This is a genomic window from Hymenobacter sp. B1770 (assembly GCF_049896385.1).
Classification (GTDB): Bacteria; Bacteroidota; Bacteroidia; order Cytophagales; family Hymenobacteraceae; genus Hymenobacter.
Window position 1 is genome coordinate 79,579 of record NZ_JAFCUF010000002.1, and the last position, 22,784, is coordinate 102,362.

The 22,784-nt window shown below is 56.6% G+C and carries 18 protein-coding genes; 5 read left to right on the forward strand and 13 right to left on the reverse strand.

Features of this window, described 5'->3' with window-relative positions; genetic code table 11:
- Window positions 1-74: 74 nt before the first annotated feature.
- The 6 genes from ACP7AJ_RS04330 to ACP7AJ_RS04355 all read right to left on the reverse strand — a co-directional run bounded on the left by ACP7AJ_RS04330 (window position 75) and on the right by ACP7AJ_RS04355 (window position 6,073).
- Window positions 75-602 carry a YkvA family protein gene (locus ACP7AJ_RS04330; RefSeq protein ID WP_426058967.1) on the reverse strand — a complete coding sequence of 176 codons (528 nt, stop codon included), beginning with the start codon at window positions 600-602 and terminating at the stop codon, window positions 75-77.
- A gap of 95 nt (window positions 603-697) precedes the next feature.
- Window positions 698-1,888, reverse strand: coding sequence for a hypothetical protein (locus ACP7AJ_RS04335; RefSeq protein WP_426058968.1), 1,191 nt, complete (start codon window positions 1,886-1,888; stop codon window positions 698-700).
- 30 nt (window positions 1,889-1,918) lie between these two features.
- Complete coding sequence (locus tag ACP7AJ_RS04340) at window positions 1,919-2,743, reverse strand: type 1 glutamine amidotransferase (RefSeq protein WP_426058969.1); 825 nt, start codon at window positions 2,741-2,743, stop codon at window positions 1,919-1,921.
- A 139-nt stretch (window positions 2,744-2,882) separates the two neighbouring features.
- Complete coding sequence (locus tag ACP7AJ_RS04345; RefSeq protein ID WP_426058970.1) at window positions 2,883-3,980, reverse strand: carboxylate-amine ligase; 1,098 nt, start codon at window positions 3,978-3,980, stop codon at window positions 2,883-2,885.
- A 104-nt stretch (window positions 3,981-4,084) separates the two neighbouring features.
- Complete coding sequence (locus ACP7AJ_RS04350) at window positions 4,085-5,206, reverse strand: ATP-grasp domain-containing protein (RefSeq protein WP_426058971.1); 1,122 nt, start codon at window positions 5,204-5,206, stop codon at window positions 4,085-4,087.
- Between the two features lie 159 nt (window positions 5,207-5,365).
- Window positions 5,366-6,073, reverse strand: coding sequence for an alpha/beta fold hydrolase (locus ACP7AJ_RS04355; protein ID WP_426058972.1), 708 nt, complete (start codon window positions 6,071-6,073; stop codon window positions 5,366-5,368).
- A gap of 135 nt (window positions 6,074-6,208) precedes the next feature.
- Here ACP7AJ_RS04355 and ACP7AJ_RS04360 point away from each other — a divergent pair, with 135 nt between their 5' ends.
- The gene (locus ACP7AJ_RS04360) at window positions 6,209-7,771 is read left to right on the forward strand and encodes an alpha/beta hydrolase-fold protein (protein WP_426058973.1); all 1,563 of its coding nucleotides are present in this window, start codon (window positions 6,209-6,211) and stop codon (window positions 7,769-7,771) included.
- 526 nt (window positions 7,772-8,297) lie between these two features.
- Here the strand turns inward: ACP7AJ_RS04360 and ACP7AJ_RS04365 are convergent.
- Window positions 8,298-8,924: a helix-turn-helix domain-containing protein gene (locus ACP7AJ_RS04365; RefSeq protein ID WP_426058974.1), complete on the reverse strand. Its 627-nt coding sequence runs from the start codon at window positions 8,922-8,924 to the stop codon at window positions 8,298-8,300.
- Window positions 8,925-9,028: 104 nt separating this feature from the next.
- A complete protein-coding gene (locus ACP7AJ_RS04370) occupies window positions 9,029-9,445 on the reverse strand; it encodes a DUF3127 domain-containing protein (protein ID WP_426058975.1) in 417 nt (138 codons plus the stop codon).
- Between the two features lie 124 nt (window positions 9,446-9,569).
- On the opposite strand from ACP7AJ_RS04370, the gene ACP7AJ_RS04375 reads away from it, so the two are divergent.
- Window positions 9,570-10,568 carry an isoaspartyl peptidase/L-asparaginase family protein gene (locus ACP7AJ_RS04375; RefSeq protein WP_426058976.1) on the forward strand — a complete coding sequence of 333 codons (999 nt, stop codon included), beginning with the start codon at window positions 9,570-9,572 and terminating at the stop codon, window positions 10,566-10,568.
- 326 nt (window positions 10,569-10,894) lie between these two features.
- Here ACP7AJ_RS04375 and ACP7AJ_RS04380 read toward each other — a convergent pair whose 3' ends face one another.
- The 3 genes from ACP7AJ_RS04380 to ACP7AJ_RS04390 all read right to left on the reverse strand — a co-directional run bounded on the left by ACP7AJ_RS04380 (window position 10,895) and on the right by ACP7AJ_RS04390 (window position 14,897).
- The gene (locus ACP7AJ_RS04380) at window positions 10,895-11,881 is read right to left on the reverse strand and encodes an aldo/keto reductase (RefSeq protein ID WP_426058977.1); all 987 of its coding nucleotides are present in this window, start codon (window positions 11,879-11,881) and stop codon (window positions 10,895-10,897) included.
- Window positions 11,882-12,064: 183 nt separating this feature from the next.
- Window positions 12,065-12,985 carry a cyanophycinase gene (locus ACP7AJ_RS04385; RefSeq protein WP_426058978.1) on the reverse strand — a complete coding sequence of 307 codons (921 nt, stop codon included), beginning with the start codon at window positions 12,983-12,985 and terminating at the stop codon, window positions 12,065-12,067.
- A 100-nt stretch (window positions 12,986-13,085) separates the two neighbouring features.
- On the reverse strand, window positions 13,086-14,897 hold the full coding sequence (locus ACP7AJ_RS04390; protein WP_426058979.1) for a M1 family metallopeptidase: 1,812 nt from the start codon (window positions 14,895-14,897) through the stop codon (window positions 13,086-13,088).
- A gap of 407 nt (window positions 14,898-15,304) precedes the next feature.
- Between ACP7AJ_RS04390 and ACP7AJ_RS04395 the strand changes: the two genes are divergently transcribed.
- Together ACP7AJ_RS04395 and ACP7AJ_RS04400 are read left to right on the forward strand one after the other, a co-directional pair.
- Window positions 15,305-17,077, forward strand: coding sequence for a L,D-transpeptidase family protein (locus ACP7AJ_RS04395; RefSeq protein WP_426058980.1), 1,773 nt, complete (start codon window positions 15,305-15,307; stop codon window positions 17,075-17,077).
- Between the two features lie 346 nt (window positions 17,078-17,423).
- Window positions 17,424-18,185 (forward strand): helix-turn-helix domain-containing protein, encoded by a 762-nt coding sequence (locus tag ACP7AJ_RS04400; RefSeq protein WP_426058981.1) that lies wholly within the window; start codon window positions 17,424-17,426, stop codon window positions 18,183-18,185.
- Window positions 18,186-19,530: 1,345 nt separating this feature from the next.
- On the opposite strand, the gene ACP7AJ_RS04405 is transcribed toward ACP7AJ_RS04400, so the two are convergent.
- Entirely contained in the window at window positions 19,531-20,028 is a 498-nt protein-coding gene (locus ACP7AJ_RS04405) for a hypothetical protein (protein WP_426058982.1), read from the reverse strand.
- A 111-nt stretch (window positions 20,029-20,139) separates the two neighbouring features.
- Window positions 20,140-21,630 (reverse strand): DEAD/DEAH box helicase, encoded by a 1,491-nt coding sequence (locus ACP7AJ_RS04410; RefSeq protein ID WP_426058983.1) that lies wholly within the window; start codon window positions 21,628-21,630, stop codon window positions 20,140-20,142.
- Window positions 21,631-22,055: 425 nt separating this feature from the next.
- On the opposite strand from ACP7AJ_RS04410, the gene ACP7AJ_RS04415 reads away from it, so the two are divergent.
- Complete coding sequence (locus tag ACP7AJ_RS04415; RefSeq protein WP_426058984.1) at window positions 22,056-22,775, forward strand: HAD family hydrolase; 720 nt, start codon at window positions 22,056-22,058, stop codon at window positions 22,773-22,775.
- Window positions 22,776-22,784 lie beyond the last annotated feature (9 nt).

Consider the following 22,784-nt stretch of genomic DNA (forward strand, 5'->3'; position numbering starts at 1 on the left):
AAAAAGCCCCAGCGTTAGCCAGGGCTTTTTTCAGGGGCTTGATGTTGAGCTGATAAATCTCAGCTTAGCAAGGTTTAGGAATGGCCAAGCTCGGCTACGCTGGGTTGGGTAGTATCGCCCAAAGCTGGCATGGCTATCAAATCTGGGGTTGCCGTTGTGCCGGAGGTGGTGGCTGCTGTACCTTGGCTTGTTTTCTCCCATTCCTTGAAGCGAACAATCTCATCCTGGAATTTGCCCGCAAACCAGCTGATTAAGCTCAAGTCATCAAGAAAGCCGACTACTGGAATGAAATCCGGAATTAAGTCAATGGGAGAGAGTACATAGAGCAGCACCGCAAACCCGGTAACAACAGTGCTGGTTGATACCTCGCGGTAGCTGCCGTTGATGTAGTTCTTCACCATGCGAACCAAGGTCAGAGCCGTCTTAAAAAGCTGCTGAAACTTGTTATCAGTGCTTTTTTTATCAGCCAGCTTCTCAGCTACTTCGTTCAGGGTGGTAATAACCTTGAAGGGCCGGCCTAGTAATTTGGTTGAGCGGCCAATGAATACACTAAAAAGGGCATTTTTTGAGAGCCGGAGGCCCATTTCGGACAAAGAAGACATAAAAGAAGGGTATGGGGTGATAGGTTTGCCTTTACGAGGAACCTTCACACCACGTTGTTTTCCAAAAGGGCACTAAGTAAAGGTTTGCACGAGGCTTATTTCTCAAACAGTGGCGTGGTACCGCCTACCCAGTCTTTGTCCTTATTAAAATCGACGCCTATCATTTCGCCGCGGCTCAGGCGGCTGAGGCCTGTGAGAAGCCGTGGCCGGGCCTCGCCGGTGGGCCAGATATAAAGCAGGCGAATTTCACATTTAACCAAGCCATCGGGCGATTGCACTACGGGTTCGTAGGATACTTTGCGCTGCAATAAATAATTCTGCTTATCAGGCAAAGCGTCTAGGTCTGCAGCGGTAACATGCAGACGCACACCGGCTCCGGCAAAGGAAAACAATGGCTTTAGCACGTAGTTGTGCAGGTCCTCAGGATACGACGACAGTTCGTGCAAATAGTAGCTTGGCGGCACAAATGGGCCACTCAGAAGTGGCAACGTGTACTTGCTAACTCGGAAAAACCAATTAGGATGTCCCACCCACGTGACATCAACATCCTCAGTTAAGTTGAATGATAAATTCAGCTCTGAATAACGGGCTAATTCATCAAAAATAACGCGGTTATAAATCCGTTTTATCTTTATTAGCTCGCCATTTTTCTCGTAAAATAATTCCCGTCCTTGCCGCTGTATTTTAGTCAGGCAAATTGCAACTATTCCCCAAAGTTGTTTTGATAGAAAAAAGTCGATTCGGGTCTTTTGCTTTTCAGGAAATAATTCGAGTAAAATAACCTGCTCTGCTGTTTCGCCGTCCAGAATGAATTGGCGCATTCGCTTCTGGTAGTCTTCGTAATCAGCCGAATCCAGAAAGGGACTGACAATATCGGCAATGGGGTAATGCTGTTTAAAAACAGTTGGCAGCCAGGATTGAAAAGCATACAGGGAAGGAAACCCCTGCATTTCAATAAGCTGCGGCTCCAGTTCGCCGGCTGCGTCGCGGCATACGGCAAAATCGAAGGTTAAAAACTCAGGGCGCTCGTCTTCGTGGGGCACCCGCTGGTGGGCGGGAATAGAACCTTCCGTTAATTCCTTGAAATTAGGTTGTTCAATTACCTTGATGATGCTTTCGCCAGCGGCAATTAATTTGTCGCGCAGCACAGCCGGTATAAAAACCGGCGTTTCGGCCACCCGGAAATCGAGCTGGCCGGGCAGCTGGCGTTCGATGTCAGCCAGCATTTCCTGGTAGGTGGCCGGACTGAACGCGGCGTTGAATCTCTGGCGGTGTTCAGGAATCATAAGGCAAAAGTTAGCCGCAACGGCGACGGGTTAGGCGGCGGTGAGCTGACCCATGTGGGCCAGGGCACGGCGCAGAAAAGTAGGCACGATAACCGACTCGGTGTGCTCAATAGTGTCGGGGTCGGAAAGCAAGTGCACCATTTCCTCGTACTTATCTTCGCCGTAGGTGCTCACTACCTGCTGCTTGCGCTCGTCGGTGAGCATGTAGCGGAGCATGCCTTCGCCATCGGCTTCGGGGTGAAATTGAGTGCCCAAGACTTCGGGCGTGAAGCGAATGGCCATCACAGCGCGGGGCAGCGGTACGTGCGGCCGCTCTTTTTCCAGGCAGAGAACCTCGGCGCCCAGCTCTTCGAGACGGCTCGAGTTAAGGTTGGTGAGCTGGTAATCGCGCGAATCCACGATGTAGAACGGCTCGGGAAGTCCGTGCAGCACGGGTTCGTTGAGGCCGGCGGGGGTGAGGTGCACGGGCAGCACCCCAAACGAGGTGGACTTGCGCCGGCTGATTTCACCCACACCCAAATGACGGCTTACCAATTGAAACGAGTGGCAAATAAGCAGCAAATGTTTTTTTTGCTCATTAGCCTGATTATGGGCCAGCAACGAATCAATAAATGCGAAGTAGCGGGGCTCCCAGGCTTCGCCGGATTCGAGGGGGCTGCCAGGGCCACCCGACGAAATGTAGAGGTCGTAGTCTAGGCTAGGCAGCTCATTGCTGGCCCGTACATTAAAGGTGTCAACGGCAAATGGAATCCCGTTTTCTACAGCGCTGCGGCTCAGAAGCTGCCGAATGCAGCGCATGCCTTCGTTCGGCGCGTTGTTATACATATCAAGAATGGCAATGCGAATAGCATCCATAGTGTAGCAAAGTAAGTAGCCGATAAGAACCGGAATATAAATAAAAACCCGGCAGTAGCCCGGCCAAAAAAAGAAGCAACGCCCCCGGTTAGGTGAGCGTTGCGAAGACAAATATAATTGATTTACAGTCCGTAGTGACTTACAGCCCGTGGGCAGTTTCGCTTAGAATGTAATCAACCACTTTGCTCAGGTCGCCGGTTTCGCGGAACACTTTGAGTTGGCGGTCGGCGCCGGTGCCCATCTCCAGCATCTTCAATACGTATTCTACCTCATGACGGCTACCTAAATCGTCAACAACGTCGTCGACAAAGTCCAGCAGTTCCAAAATCAGCTGCCGGGTGGGCACTTCTTCCTGCTTGCCAAAATCTATCATGCGCCCGTCGAGGCCGTAGCGGGCAGCGCGCCATTTGTTCTCCTTAATGAGGGCGCTACGGTAAACGCGGTAGTTGAGGTTCTGCGCCTTAAGCTTGTAGATTTTTGCTACCAACGCTTGCATCACAGCCGCCACGGCCACGGTTTCGTCGGCGCGCATCATCATATCGCAGATGCGGTACTCGATGGTGTCGAAAAAAGGGTGGAGGCGAATGTCCCACCATATTTTTTTGCCGTTGTCGATGCAGCCGGTCTTAATAAGCAGCTGCAGAAACTCGTCGTAGTCGCTGGCACTGTGGAAATAACCCGGGATGCCCGTGCGCGGAAATCGCTCAAACACCTTGGTGCGAAACGACTTGTAGCCCGTTTCACGGCCTTCCCAGAAGGGCGAGTTGGTGCTGAGCGCAAACAAGTGCGGCAGAAAATACCGCAGCGTATTCATCATGTACACTCCAATTTCCCGGTTTTCGATGCCCACGTGCACGTGCATGCCAAAAACGAGGTTGGACCGGGCGGCTTCCTGCAGCTCTTCTACAATCTTATCGTAGCGAACGTCGGGCGTGATGGGTTGGTCTTGCCACCGCGAAAAAGGATGGGTACCGGCGGCGCCTATTTTTAAGCCCTGCTTGTCGGCCAGCTCCATCACCTGGCGCCGGAGGTGAAACACCTCCGTGCGGGCTTCTTCGATGTTATGGCAAATATTGGTGCCGACCTCTACCACGGCCTGGTGCATTTCGGCTTTCACCTGCTCCTGGAGCGTGACTCGGCCTCCCTCCACAATTTGCGAAAGGTGCGAACGCAGTTCCCGGGTTTCGGGGTCAATGGTTTGGAATTCTTCCTCGATGCCGAGGGTAAACACGGGCATGGCCATAAGTGGAGTGGTATAAACGAGGAATGAGTAGGCCCCAGAGCCCGGCGCGTAAGCGCGCGCCGGGCCCGGCCATTAGCAATACAAAGCGGTTTTAAGGCTTATTCGGATTTTTTGGCCGCAGGTTTTTTGGCGGCGGCTTTGGGGGCTGCTTCCTTTTTGGGCGCAGCTGCTTTGGCAGCAGTGGGCTTAGCAGCAGCAGCGGCTTTAGGAGCTGCCTGTTTCTTGGGAGTTGGGGTTGGCACGTCGGCTACCGTGAAGTGGGTTTCGGTGCCCTTGGCGCGGTGCGGGTGCACAAAGGTGCCCCAGGTCAGGTTGTCCTGGCCAGGCTTCTGGGCTTGGGCGCGGGCAATGGCCATGTTGGCCGCAGCTTCCACCACCCACTCAAAGTTTTTCTCGCCCACGGAGTTGATGTCGGCGTCGGGTGCGGGGTTGCCAAAGTCGATGGCCAGCGGAATGCCGTCGCGCACGGCAAACTCTACCGTGTTGAAGTCATAGCCCAGGCCAGCATTCAACTTCAGCACGTAGTCCTTCATGGTGGCGAGCAGTTTCTCGCCGGCTTCGCCCGTCGTTTTCATCTCGGTGGCGTAGCGCAGGTGTGGCTCGTTGCGGGGCTCGTAGGGCATGATGAGCACCTCGGTGCCGCCGATGCAGTAGCAGCGGAAATAATCGGTGAATTCCACAGATTCCTGGAAAAGCATCACCAGTTGGCCAGTTTCGGCATACGCACGGAAAAAGTCGTCGGGCGAATTCAGCTTGTACACGCTTTTCCAGCCACCGCCGGAGTGCGGCTTCATGTAGGCGGGGAAGCCAATGTGCTCGAAGGCTGCATCCCAATCCATCATCGAGAGGTTGCGGAAGCTGCCCTCGCTGGTATCAGTAGGCCGCTCCTTGCTGGGCAGGAGCAGGGTTTTGGGCACGGGCACACCCAGACGAACGGCCAGTGCGTTGTTGAAGAACTTCTCGTCAGCCGACCACCAAAATGGGTTGTTGATGACAGCCGTGCCCATCAGGGCGGCATTTTTCAAGTACGCTCGGTAAAAAGGCACGTCCTGCGAAATGCGGTCGATGATGACAGCGTAGTCAGGGGCCACGTGCTGCTCCACCTGGTCGATTTTCACGAACTCGGCGCTGATGCCGGCCGGAGCTTTCTGATTAACCCGGTCGATAAATGCCTGGGGAAAAGTATTTTCTTGTCCGAAAAGGATGCCGATTTTTTTCATGATTGCGGTTGAGTTGGTGTTTGGTAATAAAGAAGGGCTTGAAGGGAGAGCGGGGCGTCATGCTAAGCGGAGCCGAAGCAACCTTGCCGCGTCACTACATATATAGTAGTGGGGTGGGAAAAGTGCTCTGGCTCCGCTCCGAATCACTTTTTGAGAGATTTATTGAATCGTATTCAGGTACTGCGGAAACATCTCGCGCCACACCGGCCAGTCGTGGTCGCCGTGGGGCTTCACGTCCAAGGTATGACGAATGCCCTTATCGTGCAGAATTTGAGAAATATTAAAGGTTGAATGCCGGCAGAAGTCGTGCTCCGCCGTGCCGAGAATGATGTTCATCCACTGGAAATGCTCGCTCTGAGCGCCGGGCAGGTATTCGGGCGGATTATTATAGTACACATTGTCATCGTGGTAGCCGTCCAAAAACTGGCGGATGTCGAAAGCGGCTCCCATCGTAAATACATGGGCTACTTGGTTGGGATGGCGGAGGGCAAAATTCAGCGCGTGGTATCCGCCAAAGCTGCAGCCAGTTACTCCAATCTTATCAACGCTGCATTCCCGCTGTAGCATCGGCACCAGTTCATCGCTCAGAAACTGGTCGTAAAACACATGGTTTTTCACCCGGATGGCCGGCTCCAGGTGCTTGGCATACCAAGAAAAACGGTCGATGCTATCGATGCAAAACAGCTTCACGCGGCCGGCCTCAATCAAGGGTCGGGCGGCTTCAATGAGCTTAAAGTCACGTGCTTCGTTATCGTGGCCCCCGGAGGTGGGGAAAATCACGACGGGATATCCCCACGTGCCGAATACCAGCATGTCGATGTCTTGGCCGAGGTGGTGCGAGTAAAATCGCCGGTGTTGTTCGTGCACAGTTTTGGGGCTAGGAGGACGGAAGTGTATTTTAAAGCTGCACGGCAAACTAGTAAAAAATAACCGCCCAGCCACAATTGGCCTATTTTAATCTGAATGGGGCCTAACTCCCGCGGTCTGCGTTACTTTGTCTTTATGCTTCCCGACACCCTCAGTTCACTTGCGTCTCCCGCCGGTACCCGGCTTCACCGGGAGGTCCTGGCTTCTAGTTTCTTGGAGCGCGACGTGGAGCTGAGCATCCTGCTGCCTCCCGCCGAAGCCGAGGCCCGCAGTAGCTACCCCGTTTTGTATCTGAACGACGGGCAAGACCTGGAGCGGCTGAATTTCCAGGTCACGCTCGATAATTTATATACCCATCACGCGGTGCAGCCCTTTGTGGTGGTGGCCATGCACGCCAACGAACAGCGGGTGCAGGAGTACGGCACCGCCGCCCACGCCGACTACAACGGCCGGGGTAGCCTGGCCGGGGCTTATTCGCGGTTTGTATTGGAAGAACTGCTCCCATTCGCGCAAGCCCACTACCAGGCCTCGCCCGACCCCGAGCAGGTGGTGATGGCGGGCTTTTCGCTCGGCGGGTTGTCGGCTTTTGATTTGGTGTGGCACCACCCCGAGGTGTTTGCACGGGCTGGGGTGTTTTCGGGGTCCTTTTGGTGGCGGCAGCGTGCAGTGGGCGCAGGCTACACACCCGCCGACCGCATCATGCATAGCCTCGTGCGAGCGGGCCAGCTGCACCCGAATCATCGGTTCTGGCTGCAAAGTGGCACCCTCGACGAGCGCAGCGACCGCAACGAAAACGGCGTCATCGACTCCATCGAGGACTGCCTCGACTTAATTGAAGAACTGATAAAAAAGGGCTTCGATGCCCAACAGTCGCTGCGCTACGTGCAGGTGGAAGGCGGCCACCACCACCCTGATACCTGGGGCCGCGTCATGCACGATTTCCTGCTGTGGGCCTTTGGGCAGGAGGGAAGCGCTGCCCTGATGCCTGCCCCGTTGCCTATCGTTCGCCTGCAGCTCGACCCTACTTTGGCGCCGGCCATCCTCACGGCCACGGCGCCATCGGCTGAAGAACCGGCCCACGTGCCGCTTGAGCTGCCTGGTGCCCCTGGTCATTTGGCGCCACACACGTCGGACCTGATGGCCCATTCACTTTCAACCCCACCCTCGCACATGCCCATTGCTCGCCCTGCCGAAGGAGATTTCCTTCCCTACGCCGTGACTTATATCAACCAGATTCCCGAAGGCGCTGACCCTCGGGAAGCCTTGCGGGGCATTGCGCAGGAGTTTCACGCCATCTTCCAAAACCTGAGCGAAGCGCAAAGCGAAAAAGGTTACGCAGATGGCAAGTGGACCTTGAAAGAAATGCTGCAGCATCAGATAGATACGGAGCGCATCTTTGCTTACCGCGCCATGCGTTTCTCGCGCGGCGACAGCCAGGACCTGCCCGGTTTCGACCAGGACGATTATGTTGTGCAAAGCGGCGCCAATGCCCGCACCATGGCCAGCCTGCTGGCTGAGTACGACGCCACCCGCGCCGCAACTCAAGCCTTGTTCGACAGCTTCACCGACGAGCAGCTCGACCGGCGTGGCACGGCAAACGGCGGCCCCACTACGGTGCGGGCGCTACTCTTCATCGTGCCCGGGCACGAGTTGCACCACCTCCACATTCTCCGCGAGCGGTACCTGCCCGTTCTGTAGGATTTCGCCAAAGTTTCTACCTTCGCCGGGCACAACACGCCGGCGGGGCCACGCGTTAAAATCCTCACCAACTTAGACCCTACTTAAACTTCTTTTCAATCATGGCCAAAGCACAAGACGCCCGTAAAGAGAAAAAGAAAGAGCCCGTTAAATCCTTAAAGGAGAAGAAATTGGAAAAAGAGGAAAAGAAAGTAGCTCGCGCTCGCAAGCAGGAGTAGTTTGAACCATAGATTTATCGGATGAGGCAGGTTGCACAGATTTTACAGGCAATGCGAACCACCGGTACCATTAAAAAGGCAACTCAATTGAGTTGCCTTTTTAATGGCTAAGAGTCTATCCGAAAATAAATGGAACGTCATGCTGAGCTTGTCGAAGCATCTCTACTGCAACAGTAGTAAAATCAATTAGTTGGGCGGTAGAGATGCTTCGACAAGCTCAGCATGACGTTCTTTTGTCGAGAAGGTGTTTTCGGATAGGTTCTAAGTGGCGAGCCCAAACATATCGCGCCAACTACAACATTCGTGGCTCATAGGGTATAAAAAGGCTCTTTCTCTTTGTCGTGGTGGCGGATGTACCCGTGCAGCACCAGCTTTATTAGCGTTTGGAAAGCCCGCCGCTTGCCAAAGTTTACCAACTTCATAAACTGCGGCAGCGTGATGCGAGGGTGGGTTTTTAAGTAGTCGAGCACGGCCAACTCCTGGCGGTTGAGTGGAAGCTTTTCGAAGCGGGCTTCGGGCTGCTGGCGTTCCAGAAGCTTCTCGGTGAGGCCGCTGGTTTGCACGCTGGCATCGCCCACGCGCACGTAGCCGCGCCAGTCTTCGGGAGCTACCTGGGCGCGGTGGGGTTTGTTGCGGCTTTCGGGCACGGTCACTATTAGCACCGTGCGGCCTTCCTCTTCCAGTTCTTCGAAGCGGAGGGAGGTGAGCGGCGGCTCGATGTAGTGCAGGGCGGCTTCGCGGAGCACGAATAGCTCTTCCTCGGCATCGCGCACGCCTATCACGCGGCCGGCATCGTCTACCCCCACCAGCAATAGTCCGCCGCGGGTGTTGGCCAACGATACCAGGGTGCGCGAAATTCGGTGTGGGTGGGTGGTCTTCTGTTTGAATTCCAACTCCTCGCCTTCGCCGCGGGCAATCAGCTCAAATAAATCCATGGCGCCTTATACGGCGGCCAATAAAAAATGCCGCCCCCGATAATCAGGAGCGGCATTTTCAGCAATTGATTTCGGTAGGCTAGTCGCCCGACCGGGGAGCTGCCTTAGAAAGGCAGGTCGTTGTCGTCGTCGCTGGCGATGGGAGCTACAGGCTGGGCACGCAACGTGGGGTTCTGGTTTTGAGCAGCCGGGCGGGGAGCCGCTTGCTGCTGACCGCCACCGAAGCCACCGGCATTGCCACCCGAGGCGGGCTCAATCTTCCAAGCTTCCAGGTTGGTAAAGTACAGCATCTGACCGTTTTTGTTGAAGCCACGGCCGCGCAGGTTGAAGGTAACCTTCACTTCATCGCCCATTTTGAAAGGGTCGATGAGGCTGGTTTTGTCCTGGACCATCTGGAACTTAATATGCTCGGGATACTGGCCGTCCTGGACCTCGAGTACGAACTCACGCTTGCGAAATTTCTCGCTTACCTGCTGTTCGTCAAATATTTCGTGCAGCCGGCCGGTTACGTCGTATGCCATAAAAGTAAAGTGTTTGGGGATTAGAAAACTTGAGGGTCAAACCTACGAAAAAAAACACGAGCCGGCTACTGCCCGTTCCCGCCAACTACCTTTGAGGCCATAATTCTCAATATTTTCTTCCTTCATGTTCGCTCTCGCAATCCACGGAGGAGCCGGCACCATTGCCCGCGCTTCCCTAAATCCCGCCGACGAAATGCGGTATCGCGCCGCCCTCGAAACCGCCCTTAATACCGGTTACGACCTGCTTCGCGACGGTGCCTCGGCTCTCGATTGTGTGGAAGCGGCCGTGCGTAGTCTCGAAGACTGCCCCTTGTTCAATGCCGGGCGCGGCGCAGTGTTCACCCACGAAGGGCACCACGAAATGGACGCCGCAATCATGGCCGGGCACACCCGCTTGGCTGGGGCCGTAGCCGGGGTGCGGCAGGTGCAAAATCCCATTCGCGCCGCCCGCCTCGTGATGGAGAAAACGGAGCATGTGCTGCTGGCCTATCCCGGCGCCGACGAACTGGCCCGCGAGCACGACTTGCCGTTGCAGCCCACCGAATACTTCTTCACTCAACACCGCCACGACCAATTACAGGAAGCCCTGCGCGAAGGCCGCATGCGCCTCGACCATAGCCAAGCGCAGGACACAGATTCAGCAGCAGCACCCCTGGATGAACCCGAAAAGTTTTCAGAAGTCCCAGTAATTGCCGACCCCAACTGGAAAAAGGGCACGGTGGGCGCCGTGGCCCGCGACGTGTACGGGCACCTGGCCGCGGCCACCAGCACTGGCGGCATGACCAATAAGCGCTACGCCCGCATCGGCGACACGCCCATTATCGGAGCCGGCACCTGGGCCGATACGCGTTGTGCCATCAGCTGCACCGGGCATGGCGAGTACTTTATTCGCGCCGTGGCTGCCTACGATGTCGCGTGTTTGATGGAGTATAAAAACCTTTCCTTAGAAGAGGCCTGCCGGATTGTGGTGCACGACAAGCTCGCCCCCGATGGCGGCGAAGGCGGCCTGATTGGCATCGACGCGGCGGGTAATGTGACACTGCCTTTTAACTCGGAAGGCATGTACCGTGGCAGCCGCTCCGAAGGAGGCGGGGCGATGGTAGCTATTTATAAGTTCTCTTGAGCTATACCCTTTTAAGTTGAGTTCTTAAAAAGAACTTCCAACCGGATGCAGCGACGCCTCTGCCGTAGAACCTCACCCTGCCGGGCACGGCCCTGGCCCCCTCTCCAGAAGAGAGGGGAGCCTGATGTATTAATTAGAAACAGAAAGCCCCACTGCTACCAGCAGTGGGGCTTTCTGTTATTGAACTGATACTGACTTCGGCCTTATGGCGTGGCTATCCTCTTTTTTGGAGAGGGGTCGGGGCCGTGCCCGGCAGGGTGAGGTTCTACGGCAGAGGCGTCGCTCAGCATAGCGAACTGGCTTCAGCTTTAAGCCGTCGTTTGCTGCTACCAGATGTGGTGTACCTGCGGCTTGATTTTGCGGTCATAAATCTCCCGCACCTTCTGTAGTTGCTCGGGCGAAAGGGCCGGCAGTTCAGCCGCTTTTAGGTTCGAAAGAATCTGCTCGGGGCTGGAGGCCCCGGGAATAACGCAGCTCACTTCGTCGAACATCAATACCCACCGCAGCGCCAGGGCCGCCAGTTGAGGATATTCGGGAAAAGTAGCCTTTAGCTCTTCTACTGCTTCCAGGCCCTTGGCGTAGTCCACACCCGAGAAGGTTTCGCCTTTGTCGAAGGCTTCGCCGTTGCGGTTGAAGTGGCGGTGGTCGTCGGCCGAGAAGCTGGTTTGAGCCGAGAACTTGCCCGTCAGCAATCCGCTGGCCAGGGGCACGCGCACTATCAGGCCGATGTCGCGGCGGGCCGCTTCTTTGAAAAGCAATTCCGGCGGGCGCTGGCGGAACATATTAAATATGAGCTGCACGGTGGTGACGTTGGGAAATTCGATGGCTTTCAGGCCCTCTTCCACTTTTTCAACGCTGACGCCCAAGTGCAGGATTTTGCCTTCCTCGCGCAGCCGGTCGAACAACTCAAATATCTCGGGGCGGTAGTAAACATCGGTGGGCGGGCAGTGCAGCTGCACGAGGTCGAGGGTTTCGAGCTGCATGTTGCGCAGGCTGTCTTCCACAAATTGGCGGAGGGCCGCCGGTTGGTAGGCATCAGCCACGTGGGGCTGTAGGCGGCGGCCGCATTTGGTGGCGACATGAATGCGCTCAGACCGGGAGCGGACGAGCCGGCCCACGGCCTTTTCGCTCTCGCCGTCGCCGTACACATCGGCGGTGTCGATGAAGTTGATGCCGGCATCGGCCGCGGCGTTCAGGATTTGGTCGGCATTGGCGTGGCTAAAGGGCTCGCCCCATTTGCCGCCCACCTGCCAGGTGCCCAGGCTAATTTCAGAAACGGAAAATCCGGTTTTACCCAGCTTGCGGTAGTTCATAAGAAAACGGAGTTATATAATAGGAGTGGAGTACTGGGACAGTGCCCGGGGCCTAGGAAAACTGAGCTTGAAAGTAGCGTACGAATGCCGTGAGTTAGGGTCGCAAAAAAGCCCACTTAACGGAAAGATAAGTGGGCTTTCGCTGCAATGTCAGGCAATGGTTCTGCTTGCTTGAATTATAACTTAGGCCACGGTGGAGCGAACGGCAGCCTCATGAGCAAGGGCGTGCGCGGCTTGCGCTTCTTTGCTAACGTAGAATTTGCGGGCGTGCATGTCGTACACGTTGCCTTTGGCCAGTACGTGCATGGTCACGTTTTCGATGGAAAGCACCGTTCCTTTCTTTGCTGCGGCGGCGTTGTTGTGCTGAATAGTGTGCCCATCCATGATGACAACCAAGTTTGAGCCGATGGTTTCTACCAAATTGCCTTGGGTAATGAGCACGCCGGTGTCCTCGCCCAAGCCAATGCCAATAAGCTTGGGGTGCAGCGCCACCGACTCGATGAGACGACCAAAGCGGCCGCGCTTGACAAAGTGCGAATCGATAACGGCGGCTGGCAGTAAGCTCAAACCAACGCCGATTTTAACCGCGCCCTTCAGCAGGGCATCGGGCACCGAGCCTCCCCGAATCATGGTGTGCGACATGGCCATGGCCCCGGCGCTGGTGCCGGCAATCACGAAGTGAGGCTCGGCGTAGTAGCGCTGGGTCATGCGGTCGAGAAAATCCGAATCGCCAAACATTTCGCGCAGCCGCGACTGGTTGCCCCCCGAGAACATGATGACATCGGCGGCCATGAGGCGCTCCAGGCATTCGGGCTGGCGGGCGTCTTCGGGCGTGCGAATGTCCATGATGCCCACATTGTGGCAATTGAGCATGGCGAAGGAACCTATATATATAGGACCAACTTCTTGCGGTATCATGGAAGCCGTAGTGATGACTTCAATGCGAGGGTCGGCCTTGCCGGTTTCAAGCACGATGCGCTTGAGGATGCCTAGCTCAAAAAAATTGAGGTAGTACTTGCGGCGGGTGCGGGGGTTAGGGTAGGTGCCTTTGTCTTCGTTACCGCCAACGGCGATGAGCTTGCCAAGTGGGATGATGCTTTTCAACGGATATCTATCGTTACTGAGAAATTCTTTTCAAAGGCCGCCGCAGCGACCGGCGGAGCAGTGCCCCGCACAAAGTTCGGGCCTGACGGCCGGTTGTGTCTTACACCACCAGCGCATCGAGGGTGCCCGTGGCCACGGAGTGATAGTTGGGGCGTGCTTCGGCGTAAATTTTTCGGGCCCGGGCCGGTCCATCGGGCGTGGCCAGCAGGGCTCGGTACAGCGGCACCAGAAATTTCCGTCGGCCCACGTGCCGCAAAAAGTTCTCGAGTGCCGCGTCGGCCGCTGCATAGCCGGCTCGCAAGGTATGCGGAAACCAGGCGGTGAGAATTTCGGCGTTGCCGGAAGTGGTGAACTCAAACACACCGTCAAGGTTGCTGAGCTGCTCAGCCGACAGCGTGGGCGGCAGGCCATGCAGGAAGTGTACCCACTCGTGGCTGCTCCATTCGGAAGTGCCGGGCTGGAGCTCGGCGGGGGAGGTTCCGCTTTGTAGCCGGGCCAGTGCTTGGTCCACGGCTTCGAATCGGTGCGAGGCAACGGCCGGGGCATTGGCGGGCAGGCCGGGGCCGTCGACCCAATCTCTCAGCTGCAGGCGCTCTTCGAGCCCGGGTTCCTTATCAAGCAGCTCGGAGCGGAGGTAGTTGAGGAAGGTGGCCGTGTCCATCGCCTGAAAACTGAACCGGGCAAAGTATTCCTTAATAAAGGCATCGAGCCGGGGCCGGCCTACGAGCGCCTCCAGTGCAAGCAGGAGAGAGCAACCTTTCTCGTAAGCAATTTCGGTCAGGCCCTCGTCGGGGTCGCGTCCGGCCAGCTGCAGGCGCAAGTGGGTGTCGGGGCTGCTCGCTCCAATTTCTGCGATGGTGTGATGCAAGGCATCGCGCCCGAGCGCCTGAAGCATGTCGGCATATTCGCGGCCATACAAATGTTCCATGATGCGCCGTTCGAAATACACCGTGAATCCCTCATTTAGCCAGAAATCATTCCACGTTCCATTTGTAACCAGGTTGCCCGACCAGGAGTGGGCCAGCTCGTGCGCCACCAGACTGGTCAGGCTTCGGTCACCGGCTAGGATGGTTGGTGTTACAAATGTTAATCGCGGGTTTTCCATGCCTCCGAAGGGAAAGCTGGGGGGCAGCACCAGCAAATCGTACTGCTCCCAACGGTACGGACCGTAGAGTTGCTCGGCAGCAGCCACCATGTTTTCCAGGTCGACAAACTCGTGGGTGGCTAAGGGCAGCGTAGCCGGCTCGGCGTAGATGCCGGTGCGGTGGCTGAGTTGAGCGAACTCCAGGTCGCCCACCGCCAGCGCCATCAGGTAGGCCGGGATGGGTTGGTTCATTCGGAAATGATACTCGCCGGAGTCATTCCGCTGCTGCGGGTTTTCGGCGCTCATCAGGGCCAGCAGGTGGGCGCGCACGCGCACGCTGGCTTCGTAGGTGAAGCGGATGCCCGGGGAGTCTTGGCAGGGCAGCCAGGTGCGCGCCAGGATGGCCTGCGATTGCGTGAAGAGGAAGGGCTGGGTACCGGCCGTTTGGGCAGGGGCCAGCCACTGCAAAGCGGCCGCGGTGGGAGCGGTGCGGTAGTGAATGCGGAGAGCCGTGGTGTCGGGAGCTAGGGACACGTGCAGGGCCTGCCCCAGCGTGGAGCTGGCGGTGCCCAGGGAGAAGTCGGCGGGCGTTGCGTTACCGGCGGCGTCCAGCCGCTCCACGGCTTCGATGGCGAGGTCCCGTGTATCGAGTATCACTTCACTGCCGGCCTCGGGGTTTGCCAACTGCCAAGTGGCACTGCCAGCCAGGGTACGGTTGTCAAAGTCAACCGTGAGGTCGAGCGCCAGGTGTTGCACTCGCACCGGGCTGCCGCTGGCGAAGCTGTGCGGGTCGGCGGGAAGGGCGACCGGAGAAGCAGGAGGAGACATGGGAAGAAACAGCAAAAAGATTGTGGGATTTAAAAGACTTGAAAAAATAACGCACGCCACCCTTTTGTGGCAGACGAAATACCGTTTGGACCCATGCCGCCAAGGCCGCACCGCTCGCAACTGCTTAGTTATTTGCAGGTCAGCAGCCTGACAGAGTGCTAGAGAATGGCTAAAGGGGGTAGGTTAAGCCGGAGACGGAGGCGCCAGCGCCAGTTTTTGACCAGTAGGAGTACGAACGTTGGCACGATTAAGGCCGTTATAGAGGACAAGCTCTGCCTTACGGTTGCGTACTTTGCATCAGGACTGCCCCCGGGCGGCCTGCGCAACCCCGCTTTCCGCACGGCAGTACAATGCCCGGCCTGCGGGAGATGCCCCAGGTCTTTGTCCTCTTTGCTTTACTTTCTTCGATGTCTTTTCTGATTCGTTATACTTCCTTGCTATGGGTGCTGCTTCTGGTAGCGCTTGGCAGTGCTACGCTCCAATCCTGCGGTTCCGACAAGGGCAGCGGGAATAGTGAGGGCGGTGGCGGGCTGTTCTCTTCGGATGCCGGTCCTCAGCCCCGCCTCGATAGCACCTACATCATCAACACCCTGCGGGCCGATCCCGCTTTCAAGCCCCAGCTGCTTGCGGCGCGGCGCTTTTACCGGGACCGTAACTACCAGTTAGCTTGGTTTAAAGACCACAAACCCGTGCCGCAGGTCCAGGCTTTGCAGGATATTATTGCTAAAGCACACGATGAAGGATTAGACCCTAAAGACTACCAAACCAAGGACTTTAAGAAGTTATTTGCTGATTTGGAGTCGGCACGATCTGATACGGCGCGCCGCAATGCCCTGGAGCGCCAGATTGACGTGGCCCTCACGGGTACCTACATGAAGTGGGGGTCCGACTTCTATCGGGGCATCGCGAATCCGCGCGATAACAAGAACACGGCATGGCAGGTAAAGCCTAATAAAATCAAGCTTCATAAGGCTTTGTTGACCTTCCTGGGTGAGCGCAAAAGCCGGTACAACTACTATGAGTTTGCGCCTCTCCACCCCGAGTACGACCACCTGCGGAAAGCGCTGGCGGCCTACCGCGAACAGGAGCGAGCCGGTGGCTGGCCCGTGTTGCCAGCGAACTTAAAGCTGCGCCCGGGGCAGTCTTCGCCCGCGGTGGCGGCGTTGCGGCAGCGTCTGTTGGGCGGTGCTGGCAGCCCGGGTGGCGAGCAGCCCGCAACACCACCAACGGTAATGCCGGTGTCGCTACGAGACAGTGCCGGCCGTGGCGCAACTGCTCCGGCGCCTGCCGAAGAGCTGTACGATACCGAATTGGTAGAAGCCGTTAAAGCTTTCCAGAACGACGCTGGCCTGAAGCCGGACGGCATCATCAGCGGCGAAACGTTGGCGGCCCTGAACGTGCCCATTGGCACCCGCATCGACCAGATTATTCTGAACATGGAGCGGTGGCGGTGGCTCCCCAAACGCTTCGAGCCAAATTATTTGTTGGTGAATATTCCCGAGTACACCCTTCACGTAGTGGAGGAGAACAAGGAGGTTTTCTCGATGCCGGTCATCGTTGGCAAGGCACTCAACGAGACTCCCATCTTCAGCGACAAGATGGAATACGTAGTACTCTCCCCCTACTGGAACGTGCCGTTCAGCATCATCGAAAACGAACTCCGAGACAAGCTGGTGGCCAACCCCAACTACCTTGAACGGCTCGACATGGAGGTGGTAAAAGGGTGGGGTGCCAAAGCCAAACCGATAGACCCCTCATCGATTGACTGGGCCGGCGTGACGAGGGAAAATTTCAAATACACCCTGCGTCGCCGACCGGGACCCAAAAATGACCTGGGCGATGTGAAGTTTATCTTCCCCAACTCCAACGATATTTACCTCCACGATACGCCCCACGATGAGCTATTCTCCCAGACCAATCGGAGCTTTAGCCACGGGTGCGTGCGGGTAAAAGAGCCAATTAAACTAGCCACGTACCTGCTCCGTAACAAACCCGGCTGGGACCAGCAAACCATTCTCGACACCATCTCCAGGCGCCGGGAGAAGTACATCACCCTGAAGGAAAAACTGCCGGTTTACTTGGTGTACTTTACGGCGTGGGCCGATGCCGACGGGCATCCTCACTTCCGGAAAGATATCTACGGGCACGACAAAGCGCTAGCTCGCGAGTATTTCAATTAGGGTTCTACGAACAAACCCCGATGCCATTTCCTGCTTAGTAGCCGGCCCCATCAAAAGGAACTTAGACATATTAGAGCCCGGCAACTTTGCAGTTGCTGGGCTCTTTTTTAATGTCAAACTAATAACTGCACATGCGATAAAAACACTTACTAAATTGATTACAATTATAAACGGAGCGTAAGGCAGGTCCATCATAGATTATAAAGGTGATGCACAAATGTAATAGAAAAATTTACATAACAATACCATTTGTAAATATCTTAAAAAATATTTTGTAAATATCTCAAAAAGTATTTTTTCCATTAACGGATATTTGTGTACTACATTTGTAATTAAACAAAGAAAAATGGTCGAGCGCATCCGGACTTTGCTGGAAATCCGTCAGCTTACTCCTACTCAATTTGCCGATGCCATTGGTATCGCCCGACCTATTGTTAGCCATATACTATCGGGGCGTAATAAGCCGAGCTTAGAAGTAGTACAGCGCATTTTGGCAGCCATGCCGGATTTGTCGATGCCATGGCTGCTGAATGGTACTGGTCCCATGTTGGCCGGTACTTCACAAAGTGCCACCGTGGCCCAAGCACCTGTACACGCAGTGGCTGCTCCTACTGCCCCGGAGGTAGTAGAGCCTGTTTCTCAGCCTCAAGAGAATGCAAATCAGCAAATTGCTGCTCCTGCTGCTCCCGCTGCTCCCTCGACGCCGCCAAGTGCAGCCCGTAACCGCCGCCAGGCTAGTAGTACTAATAGTATAAGTCCTCCCACGAGGCCAACTGCTGCAAATCAGCCCGTTCTCAAGCGGTTTCCTGCAAAATCATTTAAATCAGGCCCCTCGCCAGCCCCGTCGCTGGCCCCTGCGGCAGCAGATGCAGTTTCCGAACCTGCTTCAGAAGCTGCTGCAGAGACCTTAGCTCCGGCTACCAGCCCGGTACAGCCAGCCGCCGCGGTAGCACCAGTGGGAACCACAGCGGCGTCTACATCGCCCACCCCTTCCCCTGCAGGTGGCGATTCTGCCGCGGCGGCCTTGATTGCCGGGGCAGAGAAGCCCATCCGTCGGATTGTGATTTTCTATCGCGATGGCTCTTTCGCAGACTACCGGCCCGAGTAGCCATCTAACGTAGCGCACCCTTTTCGGCTTAGACCGCATCGGCCCAATTTCATCCCCATACCAAAAGCGAGACCGTCTAGTTTGTAGTGTTGATGGTCTTCTAAATCTGGCCTTCCATCAATAAAGGTATTTAAACCTAGCGGCCCATAATGAGCGTTCCGGTGGCAAAGTCTGCGTCTTTAAAGCTGGCGGCGAAGCATGAGAACGTCAGCGGCTGACCCGCTGAGAGGAGTGGGTTGAGTCAGCTTTTACCTAATTGGTACGAATAGCTTATACGTAAGCTTGCGCCGGAATATTTCGATAAAGTACAATTTGTCACCTTGGTTCACAGTCCTTGCTCTGCGTGATTGAGATTGCTATCGGAGCAAGGGCTTCCATATTATTATTAAAATATTTACTTTTTATAGATGCTAATCTTGTGGGCTGTTTGGGTCTTAATTAACTTGTATAAAATAATTGGTTATAACCTATTGTAAATCAGACTAAAATGTCTGACTAACGCAAGTGCTGAGTTAAGGTGTGATATGGTGGTTTATAAGTGGTTTTAACCTTCATTTTGGGTCATGACGAGCTAAGAATATTGTCGTGGCTAAAGGAGTATCAAGTTAGCTGGCACAGTTTGTTGTGCTAACTAGATAAGCCAAGGGAGAATCCGATTAAATTCTATTTTATTTTACCCCATGTTACTGGCGATGCTAACATGTTGAGAGGTGTAAAGGGGTGGGCTTTGCAACAACTATGTTGGTAAGTTGGAGTGAGATTTTACTCAACTGGCCCTGGTGCCACGACTTGTTGGGGATGAAAATTGGTGCGTCCTCAAGGCCGGAATGACTGTGGCAAAAATCGCACTGTTGTCAATTGTAACGAGCAGATAGCCTCTCCGGATGCCCCGAATGAACCGCTTGCCATAGGGTGCAGGGCGGTGTTATGGGGCATGCCGCTTCGACTGCCTTATGTTAGGTAAAGGCAGACTGGTTGTTCAATTGGCGGCGGGAGGTTACCTTCGCAGCATGAAACTGCTCCGCACTAATCTCTGGTTGGCCGCTGCCGCGGCAATGTTCCTCACCGCCTCTTGCACCCAGGCCCCCGACGCTGAGCAGGACCCGTCTGCTGACGCTGCCTACAAGCGAGCACACCGTCCTGAAGGGTACCGCGAGGCGCAGCGCTCCAACATAACTCGTCAATAGATGTACGATGGCCGACCGGTTCGCTGAACCGAGGTTGTCATCTTGTTGCTAGAAAAGAAAGCCCCTGCCAAAATTTGGCGGGGGCTTTCCTTGTTAAAAACTCTTCTAGGTGTCCAATGCTGGCAGCGGACTATCTGCCTCTGCAAACCGCTAGTACACTACCTGGCAACAGAGGTGTCGGCAAACGCGGGGTTAGGCACGGGCTCGTTGTTGAAGCTGGGCAGGGTGATGCCTGACAGCAGGTCTTGTTCCAGCAGGTCGGCCCAGGTGCGGAGGTAGAGCACTACGTCGTCGCGCTGGTTGTGGCGCAGGGCGTCGCGGCGCTCGAAGGGAATGGCGGCCCGGATGGTGGGGTCGGAGATGCGCTCGAGGTGGGAGAGGTCGGCTCGGGTGAAGCCAAGGGCCAGCATCTCGTCGATGGTTTGGTCGATGGGCAGGCCGCTGGTGGGGCAGTAGTCGATGAGCTGCCGCTCCCAGTCGCCGTAGCGTTGCATGGCGCGGGCGTGGATTTCGGCCTTGGTAAGGCGCGTCACGGTTTGGGCAAGGTGGCCGCAGTTGCAGCTGCCCATGTGGCCCCACTGGTAGGGCGCTTGGGTAGCGAGGCGCTGGGCCGTGTCGCGCAGGGCTTGGATAACGGGGAGCGTGGACTGGGCCATGGATTAGAATGGGGTAAAGTATTCGCGGGTAAGCACGTAATCTGCCTTAAAAAGCAAAACGACCCGGAAAAGGTTTTCCGGGTCGTTTGCGATTTGTGCTATAAAAGCTCCTTAGAATGAGCTGCGGCGCGGGCCACCCGAATCGGGCCGGGAAGGCCGACGGGCACCATCGCGACGACCGCCGCCGGTGCCAGCACTGCTGGCGCCACTGCCACCGGTGTTCACACGGGCGCCGCCGCTGCCAAAGCGACGATTGGTATCCGAGCTGCCAGTGCCGGCGCCGGCAGGAGCTGGCGCGCGGTGGCTGCTACTGTTGCTGCCACCCGAGCGGCCGCTGCTTTGGCCACCGCCGGAGCGGCCGCCACCGCCTTCGCGAGCCGGGCGGGCCGGACGACCAGCCGGGCCCTTGGGCCGGATGATGCGCTCGTTGCCGTGCAGCATGACGGGCTTGATGCGGCCCGACACAAACGGATGCTCCGCTTCCACGTCAATCTGACGACTGATGAGCTTCTGAATGTCCTGCAGGTAGGCGCGCTCCTCGTCTTCGACAAAGGAAAACGCGGTACCGAACGCGCCGGCCCGGCCGGTGCGGCCAATGCGGTGCACGTAGGTTTCGGGCTCGTTTGGGATTTCGTAGTTAATAACGTGGGTCAACTCGTCCACGTCGATGCCGCGGGCAGCGATGTCGGTGGCCACCAGCACGCGGGTGCTGCCGGCTTTGAAGTTGGACAGGGCGCGCTGGCGGTGGTTCTGCGACTTGTTGCCGTGGATGGCTTCGGCCGGAATCTGGTTTGCGGCCAGCGCCTTCACCACTTTATCAGCACCGTGCTTGGTGCGGGTGAACACCAGGACGCGCTTGATGTCTTTGTCCTGCAGGATGTGACGGAGCAAGGCGGGCTTGTCGTTGTTTTCAACCAGAAACACCGATTGGGTCACCGTGTCGGCGGTGCTGCTGACGGGCGTTACGGCCACACGCACTGGGTTGGGGCGTAGGATGGTGCTGGCCAGCTCCTGAATCTGACCGGGCATGGTGGCCGAGAAGAACAGGGTCTGGCGCTTGGCGGGCAGCTTGGGTAGGATGCGCTTGATGTCGTTGATGAAGCCCATGTCCAGCATGCGGTCGGCTTCGTCGAGCACGAATACTTCGATTTGGCGCAGGTCCACGAAGCCTTGGTTCATGAGGTCGAGCAGGCGGCCGGGGGTGGCGATGAGCACTTCCACGCCGCGTTTGAGCTGCGCAACTTGCGAACCCTGGCTTACGCCGCCGAAAATGACGGTGTGGCGAATCTGGCTCAGGTGGCGGCCGTAGGCGCCGAAGCTTTCGTTGATTTGGATGGCCAGCTCGCGGGTAGGCGTGAGCACGAGGCAGCGAATGGCGCGTTGGGCATGGTTCGAAACCTGCGCCGTGCGGTGTAGCACCTGCAGGATGGGCACGGTGAAGGCCGCCGTTTTGCCGGTGCCGGTTTGGGCCACGCCGAGGAGGTCTTTGCCTTCGAGAACGTGGGGAATGGCTTGCTCCTGGATAGGAGTGGGGGTGGTGTATCCTTCCTCTTTGAGGGCTTTGAGGATGGGGTCAATCAGATTTAAATCGTCAAACGTCATGTGTGTTGTTTGGTGCGGGGTACTTTGTTATGGTGCTGGCGGACAGTGGTCCGGGCAATAAGTGGGGTGAACCTATGGTATTAACATAGGCTGGCATGGCCACGCCGGACTGCGCCAGGCGTGGGCGGGGCTGACGGCTCGTCGGAGGCCATCATTTTCCCTGAAAGAAGAGAAGTTGGAGTGAGGTGCGCTTACTTGCGGAGGCAGCCGAGGCGCGGGGCTTTGCCCGGCACGGCCGGGCGGCGGGCTGCTCCGACGGCGGCCCTGGGTTTTGCAAAGGTACGACATATGTAGGCGTCCGGCACGCGTACGCTGGTTCGGGGCCTTTCGGGAATGCCTCAAACCTTAGCTTGGACCGCAGCTTAACGACGTTCATTCGCTCGCAAACATCTTCTGACTGAAAATAAGTCACCTTCAATCCCACAATGCCGCAAGCCAACCGCCCTACCACCATCTTATTTGATTTAGACGACACTTTATTCGACCATACGGCCACGGCCCGTGCGGCGCTGCAAGCCACGGCCGCCCCGTTAAACTTCTATCGGGAAGTCGATTTCGAGGGTTTCTACCAGCTTTACAGCGACTTGCTCGAAGAATACCACCGGCAGGCGCTGGCCGGGCTTTGCACGTTTGAGGAATCTCGCCGCATGCGGTATGAACGGCTGCTGGCGCTGTACTGGCAGGCGGCCACGGCCGATGAATTCGCAGAATTTGTGCGGGTCAACCAAGCCAATTACCCGCTGCTACGCCAACCAGTAGCCGGCGCCCTGGCTCTGCTGCAAGCGCTGAAACCACATTACCGCATCGGGGTGGTGACCAACAACCGCACGGCCGAGCAGGTAGAAAAGGTGGAGTTTTTGCAGATGACCGGCTTGGTTGACGCCCTCATCACATCGGAAGATGTCGGCGTGGCCAAGCCCGACCCGCGCATCTTTCAGGTGGCCTTGCAGCAACTGGCAGCTCAGCCCAAGGAAACAGTGCTTGTAGGCGACAACTGGCATGCCGATGTGCTGGGGGCCTTGGCAGTGGGCATCCGGCCTCTGTGGCTAAATCGGACCGGCGCGGTGCGGCCGTTGGCACACGTCGAAGAAATCAACAGCTTGGAGCCATTGGCGGATGTATTGCGCATCATCGCCAATGAATAAGAGTCTATC